The sequence below is a fragment of the Aeromonas sp. S9(2024) genome (assembly GCF_041403185.1).
Lineage (GTDB): Bacteria > Pseudomonadota > Gammaproteobacteria > Enterobacterales > Aeromonadaceae > Aeromonas > Aeromonas enteropelogenes.
Map to the genome: position 1 here is coordinate 223,151 of NZ_JBGLRE010000001.1, position 10,883 is coordinate 234,033.

7 protein-coding genes and 2 tRNA genes are annotated in these 10,883 nt (G+C 59.7%); 5 read left to right on the top strand and 4 right to left on the bottom strand.

What is annotated here, in order from left to right:
- The first annotated feature begins 247 nt into the window (after nt 1-247).
- Nucleotides 248-2,200, top strand: a complete 1,953-nt coding sequence (locus tag ACB028_RS00970; RefSeq protein WP_042072001.1) for a TonB-dependent receptor domain-containing protein — start codon at nt 248-250, stop codon at nt 2,198-2,200.
- 115 nt (nt 2,201-2,315) lie between these two features.
- Nucleotides 2,316-3,383 (top strand): 3-deoxy-7-phosphoheptulonate synthase, encoded by a 1,068-nt coding sequence (locus ACB028_RS00975; protein WP_371143266.1) that lies wholly within the window; start codon nt 2,316-2,318, stop codon nt 3,381-3,383.
- 83 nt (nt 3,384-3,466) lie between these two features.
- Here ACB028_RS00975 and ACB028_RS00980 read toward each other — a convergent pair whose 3' ends face one another.
- The 3 genes from ACB028_RS00980 to ACB028_RS00990 all read right to left on the bottom strand — a co-directional run bounded on the left by ACB028_RS00980 (nt 3,467) and on the right by ACB028_RS00990 (nt 9,136).
- Entirely contained in the window at nt 3,467-4,465 is a 999-nt protein-coding gene (locus ACB028_RS00980; RefSeq protein WP_201940169.1) for a LacI family DNA-binding transcriptional regulator, read from the bottom strand.
- A gap of 168 nt (nt 4,466-4,633) precedes the next feature.
- Nucleotides 4,634-6,535, bottom strand: a complete 1,902-nt coding sequence (locus tag ACB028_RS00985) for a transglycosylase SLT domain-containing protein (RefSeq protein ID WP_371143267.1) — start codon at nt 6,533-6,535, stop codon at nt 4,634-4,636.
- A gap of 99 nt (nt 6,536-6,634) precedes the next feature.
- Nucleotides 6,635-9,136, bottom strand: a complete 2,502-nt coding sequence (locus tag ACB028_RS00990; protein WP_371143268.1) for a putative bifunctional diguanylate cyclase/phosphodiesterase — start codon at nt 9,134-9,136, stop codon at nt 6,635-6,637.
- A gap of 380 nt (nt 9,137-9,516) precedes the next feature.
- On the opposite strand from ACB028_RS00990, the gene hpf reads away from it, so the two are divergent.
- Nucleotides 9,517-9,855, top strand: a complete 339-nt coding sequence (gene hpf / locus ACB028_RS00995) for a ribosome hibernation-promoting factor, HPF/YfiA family (protein WP_371143269.1) — start codon at nt 9,517-9,519, stop codon at nt 9,853-9,855.
- A 129-nt stretch (nt 9,856-9,984) separates the two neighbouring features.
- On the opposite strand, the gene ACB028_RS01000 is transcribed toward hpf, so the two are convergent.
- Nucleotides 9,985-10,494, bottom strand: a complete 510-nt coding sequence (locus tag ACB028_RS01000) for a VC2046/SO_2500 family protein (protein WP_371143270.1) — start codon at nt 10,492-10,494, stop codon at nt 9,985-9,987.
- Nucleotides 10,495-10,618: 124 nt separating this feature from the next.
- On the opposite strand from ACB028_RS01000, the gene ACB028_RS01005 reads away from it, so the two are divergent.
- Both ACB028_RS01005 and ACB028_RS01010 read left to right on the top strand, forming a co-directional pair.
- Nucleotides 10,619-10,703, top strand: a tRNA-Tyr gene (locus ACB028_RS01005).
- A 34-nt stretch (nt 10,704-10,737) separates the two neighbouring features.
- Nucleotides 10,738-10,822: transfer RNA gene (locus ACB028_RS01010), tRNA-Tyr, on the top strand.
- Nucleotides 10,823-10,883 lie beyond the last annotated feature (61 nt).

Genomic DNA, 10,883 nt, shown 5'->3' on the forward strand with positions numbered 1-10,883 from the left:
GAATGAATCTCTGCCTGATGCTGACAAGCCCGTCATTCGACTCGCTTGGCAACAAGGTGAGCGGCATCCTAGCAAGGAGCAAAACTGGGATCAATACAAATGATAATCAATATCATTAACTTCTTTTCTGTCAAAAAGGGGAGCGTATGAATCTTTGAAAGAAAGCTAAAAAAAGAGTTGCGAACGAGGCAAAAGCAATTTGATAATGATAATGCTTATCATTTGAATGTTATGGAAAATATAAATAATGAAATCCTCAGCCTCCCGTTTTGTCACCCCCACGCTACTGGCCACCACCATAGTGGCCTTGCTGACCCAGCAAGCCACAGCCGCCAATAGCACGCCCCAAGCCGACGAGGTGATCACCGTCACCACCACGGCACACAACACCCGCTCGGCACCAGCTTCCATCTCTGTCATCACCGCCGAACAGATTAAGGCGGCACCGGTAAACGATCTCTCGGATCTGCTGCGTCACGAGGTGGGTATCCAGGCCGAAACCGATACCAATGGTCGCAGCGATATCGGCATTCGCGGCATGTCGGGCAAGTACACGCTCGTACTGGTGGATGGCAAACGCCTCTCCTCCTCCAATGCCCTGTGGCGCGGCGGCAACTTCGACAACACTCCGGTTCCCCTTGGCATGATCGAGCGGGTCGAGGTGATCCGCGGCCCCATGTCAGCGCTCTACGGTTCCGACGCCATCGGCGGTGTCATCAACATCATCACCAAGCAGCCAGGCACGCAGTGGCAGGGGGCGGCGGATGCCGACTTCAAGGCCATAGAAGGCAAGGATGGCGGCGAGCAGCACAGAACCAACCTGGGCTTTACCGGCCCGCTCACCGACAACCTGCTGATCCGGATGAACGGCGAAGTCTATGATCGCCAGGCCTGGACACCCACAGAGGCAACCGACGGCATTCCCCTCATCGAAGCCAAACAGACGCGCAACTTCGCGTCCACCCTGAGCTGGCTGGTGGATGAGCAACAACGCTTCGAACTCGACTATCTCTACAACCAGGACGAACGGCCCCTCGACATTTTCCGCAAAACAGGCAACAAGGTGCACAGTCGCCAGCAGCAGAACGACCGCAATCTGTTTGGCCTGACTCACAAGGGAAACTGGAGCTGGGGTGACACCACCGTCATGGCCAATTACGAAAGCTCCCGGATCGACGACTTCAACACCAGCTACTCAGCCCCCCAGCAGCGCGAGCTGGAGGAGAACACCCTGACTCTCAAGGGTTACACCAATCTGATGCTGGCCAATCACTATCTGACCTTCGGCGGCGAATATCTCGACCGGGAGCTGGTGGATACGGTGAGCTACAAGGATATCGGCGGCAGGGAGAGTCACGCCCAGGAGGCGCTGTTTGCCCAGGACGAGATCGGCCTGACCGATAGCCTGACCTTGACCCTCGGGGGGCGTTACGATCACCACGAGATCTATGGCGGCCACTTCACGCCACGCGGTTATCTGGTCTATGAGCTGAGCGACCTGGTGACCGTCAAGGGCGGCGTCAGCCAGGCCTTCAAGGCGCCGGCTCCGCATCAATACTCCAAGGGTTACAGCATCGAGAGCTGCGGTGGCAGCTGCCTCATCTACGGCAGCGACAAGGTCAAACCCGAGACCAGCACCAACTACGAGCTGGGGATCATCGCAGGGGAAGGTATCTGGGAAACCAGCGCCACCCTCTTCTACTCCGACATAGAAGACATGCTGACCTTCAAGCAGATACCCAACTCCAAAGATCGTACCTGGTACAACCTGGATAAGGCCACGACCAAGGGACTGGAGCTGACCGGTCGCCTCGATCTGTTCGAGGATCTCAGCCTCAATGCCAACTACACCTACCTCAAGGCGGAAGGGGAACAAGGCCAGCCCCTGCCCGAGCGCCCGGAGCACAAGGCCAACGCCAGGCTCACCTGGCAAGCCACCGAGCGGGTGAATGCCTTCGTAGGCACGACCTACACGGGCACCCAGTTTGCGGAGCAGACCGTCAACAAGGCAACTGTGCTGCATAAGTTGCCCAGCTACCAGACGTTCGATCTTGGCACCGGCTTCAAGGTAACCAACAACTTTGATCTGCGAGTCGGCATCACCAACCTGACCGATGTCCGTCTGCAAGAGAAAGATGCCCTCTTCCAAAACGTGGAACCGGGCCGCAGCTATTACATCAGCGGCTCGGCCCGTTTCTGAACCGGCCCTCCACGCGGCACGGGAACCTTCCCGTGCCGCAATTTACGACAACAAGGGACAAGTCCCACTGGATAGCAATGAGCATGCAGATTTTCACTCTGTTCGAGGATCTTTCATGTTCCCCTCACTACTGAACGCATCGCCACTTGCCACTCTCCCCACTCCGGGCGAGTTGCTGGCGACGCTCCCCTGCCCCACCCGGCTTGCCCACCGGATCGGCTGCCACCGCCACCATGCCAGCCAGATCCTGCAAGGCATGGAGGATCGCCTGCTACTGGTGATTGGCCCCTGCTCCATTCACGATCCGATCGCCGCCCGCGACTATGGCGCTCGGCTGGTCGAGCTGCAGACACGCTACGGCGATCAACTGCTGCTGGTGATGCGCACTTATTTCGAAAAACCACGTACCACCCTCGGCTGGAAGGGATTTATCTTCGATCCCTGCCTCGATGGTAGTGACCGACTGGCGGAGGGATTGCACCAGGCGCGCGCTCTGCTGCTGGAGCTGGGAGAAGTGGGCCTTGCTTGCGCTACCGAGTTTCTCGATCTCACCAGCATGCTCTATCTGGGGGACCTTATCAGCTGGGGAGCCATCGGAGCGCGCACCACCGAATCCCAGTTCCACCGCCAGCTGGCATCTGCGCTCCCTTGCCCCATCGGTTTCAAGAATGGTACCGATGGCAATGTCCAGGTCGCCGTGGAGGCGATCCTTGCCAGTCGGGCAGCCCACCTCTACACCCAACCGGATGGTGAGGGGCGCATGACACTGGTTCGTAGCCACGGCAACAAGGATTGCCACCTGATCCTGCGTGGCGGCCGCCAACCTAACTATCAACATGATGCCGTGGAACAAGCCTGTTTACTGTTGCAACGACACCACCTTGCTCCCCGGCTGATGGTCGATTGCAGCCACGGCAACAGCCAGAAGCAACATCTTCGTCAACTGCGGGTGGCACAGGATCTGGCCAATCAGCTGGCAGTTGGTAACCAGGGGATCGTTGCCGTGATGGTGGAGAGTTTCCTGTGTGAAGGGCGTCAGGAGATCAAGGGTGGCCAGCCACTGTGCTACGGCCAGTCGATCACCGACGCCTGCATCGGCTGGGAACAGACCCTGGTACTGCTCGACACGCTGGCCGAAGGGGTGGAGGCAAGACGCCGGCGGCGGATTGCGCTGGCAAGTTGAGATAAAACGGCAGCATTCCAGATACAGTACCAGAGCGCAATATGGCCCCGACGGGGCCACATTTTTACTCTCTTTGGCGGGCGTCAGGCGACGGACTCGCGCTCCACCAGCCTGGCTTCAAACTTGAGTGCCAGACCGTCGGCCGGCTTGTGATCGAGCAGGCGAAGGGCCAGCTCGGCGGCACGGCTCCCCATCTCCTCAATGGGATAACGCACCGTAGTGAGCTTGGGATAGATGTAGCGGGCGTAAGGAATATCGTCGAACCCCACCACCGAGATCTGCTGCGGGATCTTGTAACCCCGCTCCAGCAGACAGGAGATGGCTCCCGCCACCATGGCATCGTTGAAGCCAAGCACGGCGGTAAATTCAACCCCGCGGGAGAGCAGCTCGTTCATCGCCACATAACCGCCGTTCTCATCGGCAAAGCCACGGCCGATCAAGGCCGGTTCCAGTGCGATACCGGCCTGGGCCAGGGTCTGGGTGTAGCCCGCCATGCGCTGTTGACCGTCGACGAACTCTTCATCGTCCGAGGTGATAAAGGCGATCTTGCGGTGGCCGGCCTCCAGCAGATGCTGGCACGCCGTGGTGATACCGGCCTGGTTGTCGAGCCAGACGCAGCGATCTTCGGCTCCCGGCACCTGGCGGTTGATAAAGACCACAGGGGTGGATCCTGCCGCCAGCTCGCTCAGCTCCTCATCGGGGAGCGCCTTGCTGTGCAGGATCAGGGCGTCACACTGGCGCTGCAGCAGTGCCTGGATGGCATGACGCTCGCGAGTGATGTCATGGTTGCCTGACATCACTATGGTGAACTTGTTGGCCCGATCGACCATGGCTTCGATGCCTCGCATCATCTGGGCGAAGAAGGGGCCGCCACAGAGATCGCCGACCAGCACGCCGATGCAGTTGGAGCGCTTGCTGACCAGGGCCTGGGCAAAGCTGTTGGGACGAAAATTGAGTTCCTTCATCGCAGCCAGCACGGCCTCGCGCTTTTCCGGCGCGACCTGTGCCGTGTTGTTGATCACCCGGGAGACGGTTGAGATGGACACATTTGCCAGCTGAGAAACGTCTTTAATCGTTGCCACTATCCATTCCTTTATTGTGGGGAACCTGTCGGTACCGACGGCCCAGTATATCCTGCTCGCGGATCCGATTCCCGGAGCCAGGTCACCTGACAGGTTTCCTTTGGTAACAAATTCTTGCGCCGTGATACCCGGCGCCGGGTAACAGGCAGGGGCCAGCGGCCCCCGCATTCAATAGCCGTGCTTGAGTTCGCGATCGGACATGAACCGCAGCGGCTGCTGAAACTTGTGCTGATAGATGAGATCGAACGACAACACGTTCTGCACATAGTTGCGCGTCTCCCGGTAGGGGATGCTTTCGACCCAGACATCCATCGGCTTGTCGGCACTCTGCTCACGCCAGCGCTTCACCCGGCCGGGGCCTGCGTTGTAAGCCGCCGCCGCCAGGATCCGGTTGCCGTCATAGACATCCAGCAGGCGTTTGAGATAGGCGCTGCCCAAACGGATATTCATGGCAGGATCAAACAGTTGCTGCTCACTGCGATAGGGTACCCCAATCTTGCCGGCAGTCTCTTTCGCGGTCGCCGGCATCAGCTGCATCAGGCCCCTCGCCCCCACCGGCGATTGTGCCCGCGGGTAGAGGGCGCTCTCCTGGCGGGAGATGGCGTAGAGCAGGCTCATGTTGACCGCCCGCTCGCGGGCCACCTGACTGAAGGTCTGCTTGTAGGGTTTGGGGAAGCGCAACTCGAGGGCATCCCAGGCCTCGGCACGGATGCTGGCGAGGATCGCCAGATCATGCCAGCCCCGATTGAGGGCGATGTGGCCAAATTCGATGCGCTGGGCCACCGGGTTGCGATCCATGTTGTGGATCCACTCCGAACGGGCAGCCGCCACCTCGTTCATGGCCAGGAGCTCCTGCACCCGAAGCAGGAAGGGCCAACGCCGGCTCGCGCTGCGCCAGTCCGGTACATGCGGCACCGTCTGGTTCTTCATCCGGTAGGGGGCGCCAGTGCGCTGGGCGGCCATAAACCCGTAGAAACCACGCAGATTGGCGGTCTCCAGGTAGAGGTCACGGGCCTGCTTCTGCTGCCCTTGTACCTCCAGCGAGCGGGCCATCCAGTAGCGCCAGCGATCCTCCTTCTGGCGTGCCATCGGTATCATTTTCACCCAGCCGGAGAGACCGCGCCAATCCTCTTCCCAGATGGCGAGCCTGGCTCGCAATTCGGTGATGTCCGGATCGGCCAGCAACCTGACCGTGTTGTCCAGCCACTGGCGCTCGCTCCTCGAACGATCCAGCAGCAGGCGGCGGGCGATAGCCCGCTCCACCGGCGTGATCTCGTCTTGGCTCAGGCCAAAGCGGCTGCGAAACAGGTCGAGCTGGCGCAGCACAGCCTCCGGCTGCTGGTTGGCATAGCGGGTCAGCCCCAGCGACAACAACTTTCTGGAGTAAGGGTTGTTGCTGAAGTAGGTGGGATTCATCGCCTTGGCCGGCTGCTCGAACAGGGTCACCATCTGGTTGCCATACCCCTGCAGGCCGGTACCGAGGGAGGCCCCCAGATGGCGGATCAGGTTGGGATTTGCCGCCTCGAAGGCCATCGTCATCCGCTGCCAGATCTTGTCCTGGGTTCGCAGACCAGCCCCCTGCCAGAGGGTGAACAGCGGATCACAGGCATCGGGACGGGATTGCCCGCTCATCCACATCTTGCCCGCCCCCTGCAACGCCTCCCTGGTCTTGCCGGTGTAATAGAGCGCCTGATAGTGCATGCAGAGCAGGTCGGTCGATTTGGGCTTGGCCGGGTAGAAGCGCAGGAACTGCGACCACTGCTGGCTCTGGGCCAGATAGGTCAGATAGGTACGCTCCAGCCGGTTGGACTGGGGGGTATCCCCATGCTGGCGGATGAAACGGGTCACATCCTGATAATCGGCCGCCCCGGGCCGAAAGGCGAGCTGGAAGTAATCGAGATAGGGCAGCAGAGGATAATGGGTCAAGCGAGCGCGAAGCTGCTGAAAACGGGCCTGATCGTTGGCCCGCACGGCATCATAGGCCTGGCGATACAGACTCTGATCCTGGGTCTGGGCCATGATCCCTGGCGCAAACAGTGTCGTTAAGAGAATTCCCCACACAGCTTTCACTGAACATCTCCATTGGGAAGCACGCCACCGCCCGCAGGCGGTGGATCCGGAAATGCCCATTCTACCCGCAGCCGGGCGGTGCGAAAGCGGGGATGACGACTATTTTTCCGCGCAGGCCAGGTGGACGTCGCGCTGGTACTCGGGTTTGGCCAGCCGTTGCACATATTTCTCCAGATAAGGCACTGGCAACGGCTTGGAGGCAAGGTAGCCCTGGTAGAAGCTGCACCCCTGCGCCTTGAGAAACTCAAGCTGCTGGCGCGACTCCACCCCTTCCGCCGTCACGTTGAACCCCATGTGACGCGCCATGGCGATCACCGCCTCGACAATGGCCATGTTGTCCCCATCCCGCGGAATGTCCTGGATGAAGGAGCGGTCGATCTTGAGCTCGTCGGCGGGCAGCCGCTTGAGATAGCTCAGGGACGAGTAGCCGGCACCAAAATCGTCGATGGCAAAGCTGATGCCAAGGGCCTTGAGCTCCGCCATCTTGCTAATGGTGTCCTCGGCATGGCCCAGCACCACCGACTCGGTGATCTCCAGGTTGAGGCAGGCCGGATCCATGCCGGTTTGTGCCAGCACATCGTGGATCCGCTCGACGAAATCGGTGGCGTGAAACTGCTTGGCGCTCACATTGACCGAGATCTGGGGAATGTGGATGCCACTCTCCTCCCACAACACGTACTGGACACACGCCTCATGCAACACCCAATTGCCGATGTCGACGATGAGATCCGTCTCCTCGGCAATGGGGATGAACTCGGCGGGCGAGACCAGGGCCCGGCCCGGCGGCTGCCAGCGGATCAGGGCTTCAATGCCGATGAGATCACCGCCATCCACCAGGTGCTGCGGCTGATAATAGAGGGTCAGCTCGTTCTTGTTCAGGGCGTTGCGCAGCTCGTTGTGGATGAGCAAGCGCCGATCCGCCTGATGCTGCATGGAGGCATCGAAGAAGCGCCGCGTCTTGCGGCCGGCAGACTTGGCCTGATACATGGCGGTATCCGCCTGTTTGAGCAGATCGTCGACCCCCTGTTCCCGATCCGGAAACAGGGTGATGCCGACGCTGGCGCCGATATGCAATACCTGCCCGCCATGGCTGTAAGGGGAGGCAATCTCGGTGATGAGGCGCTCGGCGATGATGTCGGCCTGCATCTCGGCCTGGGGCGGGCTGGCTGAGAGGGAAGGCAGCAGCAGCACGAACTCGTCGCCACCGAGGCGAGCGAGGCAGTCCCCCTGGCGCACCAGCCGTTTGAGACGTGTCGCCACCTCCTTGAGCAGCCAGTCACCGGTGGCGTGGCCGAGGGAGTCGTTGATAGTCTTGAAGTGATCGAGATCGATAAACAGCAGAGCCCCGATCAACCCATTGCGACTGGCCTCGTTGAAGGTCTGCACCAAGGTTTCGTGCAACTGGCGCCGATTCGGCAAACCGGTCAGCTCGTCGTAATAGGCCAGATCCTGGATCCGCAGCTCGGCCGCCTTGCGCTCCGAGATATCCTCGAAGCAGATGACGAAGTGGCTGATCTCCCCCTTCTCATCCTGCACCGGCGTCACGATTTCCCACTGGGGATAGACGTGGCCATCGGCATGGCGCCGCTGGGTCTCCCCCTGCCAGCGGCTCAGGGTATTGAGCTCGTAGCCCGGTTTTCCCATGGTGGGCCAGAGATCCTCTTCCAGATGCAGGCCCAGCACGGCCTGGCTGTCAAAACCGGTGATCTGGCTGAAGGCGTGATTGACCCGCAGCACCTTGAAACCGGGATCCGTGATGATGATCCCCTCGTGGGTTTCAAAGGCCACGGCGGAGAGCCGCATCTGGGCATCGGATTGCAGCCGCTCCAACTCGGCCACCATGCGTACCGAGAAGGTGTTGAGCACGGAGTCGAGGTTTGCGATGTCAGCGGGAGCGGAGTAGAGCAGGGCCAGATGCCCCAGCAGCTGGCCCCGGCTATCGCACAGCGGCTGGCCATAATAGCGCTGTCCGGGTCGGGAGGGGGTCTGGCATTCGCTCAGCTCATCCAGGTTCACCTGACAGCTGGTTCCCTGCCGATAGAGCTGTTGGCACGGGGTGCCCGCCAGGGGGTAATCCCGGATATCCAGCCCGTCGGCAGCCAGCACCTTGATCCTGTCCACCCCGCTCAGCTCACCCACCCAGACGGCATCCACCTTGAGGATGTGAGTCAGCTGGTTGACCAGGGTGTTGAAAAAATCGGTACCGGTACAGGCAGAAAGCGCCTGCGCCAGGCGGGTCAGCAATGAGGTCTGCAATGGCTGGGCGAGATTGAGTGATTCGGCCGCCGCGCTCATCCCGTCAAGGGGCGCCAACCAGCCGCAGCACAACTGCTGGCTGGGAACGTATTGCCCACTCCAGATCACGTGACTGAACAGGCCCCGTTCATCCTTGAGATGGCCGATGAACTGTTCCGGCAAGGTGGATTGATGCAGACGCGCCAAAAAATCGGCAAAGCCCGCTTCATCTTCCGGCTGCAGGCAACCTGCCCAGGGGTGTTTCCCCTCCCCCTGCCACTGCTGGTAGGCGCCCTGATCGGAGAGGCTCCACTGATCATGCTGCCGATCATAAAACCACATGATTTGAGTGGCTTGCTGCTTCATCTACAACTCCAACACAACAATCGCTCACGTTTGATGTCCAGGCAGAACGGGCACAACCACTCCCCACATCGACTCATGAGTTCAAAGACAATACAGAGAGGGGGCTAACATGCAGTATCGAGCGGGGAAAACCGGGCGAACCGGACAAGAAGTCGACACAAGGTGCTGCCAAGAAGGGACAGAAACGATCCTATTCCCGTCATACTGCCTGCCAGTTTCAAGGAGCTCAAGCTATTTTTGGCACGAAACCGGAAAAGCTCACAATTTACAAATCGCTAAATACATGGCAGGAGATTTTGTGACCAATATCACATTTTCAATGCCACCGATGAGTAATCTGAAGGTGAAGACACAAGCAAGACGACCCGAAGGGGGCCAATATGAAAATCGAAATTACCAGCAAAATCATCGACATCACCCCGGCTATCCGCGAGCGCATCGAATCCCGTTTTGACAAGCTCGAGCGTCTTCAGGTGCCTCTCATCACACCCCATGTGATTGTGTCCAAAGAGCGTCTGATGTTTATCGTCGAAGCCACTGCTGGCATCCCCAACGGCAAGCTGTTTGCCCAGTCAGAGCATGAGGATCTCTACGCCGCCATCAATGAACTGGGACAAAAACTGGAGCGTCAAATCAACCGCCACACCGAAAAGCCGATCGCCCGTCGCGCCAATGGCACACGCAAGGAGATGCCACAACCGGATGAAGCCGACGCATAACTCCCGGCAAGGTTAACTCAGTCACTCAACACAAAGGCGGGATATCCCGCCTTTTGTATGCCTGCTGCATACCCGCATTCGCTTACCGACATGGGCGACTCGAACCGCCCTTCGTGCAACCCGTCTCGCTCAACTGAGCCAGTGGAGCCGGGTATCGATTCCCTGCTGCAGGCGATCCAGCACAGGCAACAGCACCAGCGGATCTTCCTGACGAGGCTCATCCGCAAGTGCTCCCCGCAGCCGCTCGCGCCCGAGTGGCGTCAGGTTGTCGTAGACCGCCTCATCCAGCAGCGGTTGCTTTGCCACCAGTGGCTGTGGCTGCAATGCCAGCCACAGCCGCACATCCACCATGCTGCCCCCCTGCTGCAACCGCTCGTTGAGGGCACTGCTGTCGCGGGTCGCCTCTTCTGCCATCAAGGCTTCTGCCGGGCGCAACCCGAAATGGGCCCGCCAGTCCCGCTCATCCGGCGCGGCGGCCGGCTTGGCATCAAACCAGGGCTGCTCCTCCACCGAATCGGTGAGCAACGCCAGGTGCAGCCGAAAATCCGCCCGATCGCCATGCTGCAGATCCAGGTTGAGGCGTTGCCCCAACTGGCCCTCATCGACGAGCAGGTGATCACGGATTGAGCGGGATAGCATGGCATAACTCTTGAAAATGGCGATTTCACTTCTTATCGGCCATCAATCCGATTCTTTTAATGGAAAAATCCCGCTTGGGGGTTCACAAAAGCGGAAGATCTGTTAGTATGCGCCTCGCACTTGTGGAGGGGTTCCCGAGTGGCCAAAGGGATCAGACTGTAAATCTGACGGCTCTGCCTTCGAAGGTTCGAATCCTTCTCCCTCCACCATTTCAAGTGCCACAATCTGTTTGCAATACCCCGTGGAGGGGTTCCCGAGCGGCCAAAGGGATCAGACTGTAAATCTGACGGCTCTGCCTTCGAAGGTTCGAATCCTTCTCCCTCCACCATCATTCAGAAGACCCGGCCTTGCGCCGGGTTTTCGCTTTTCCGGCCCACCATATGTCAGGC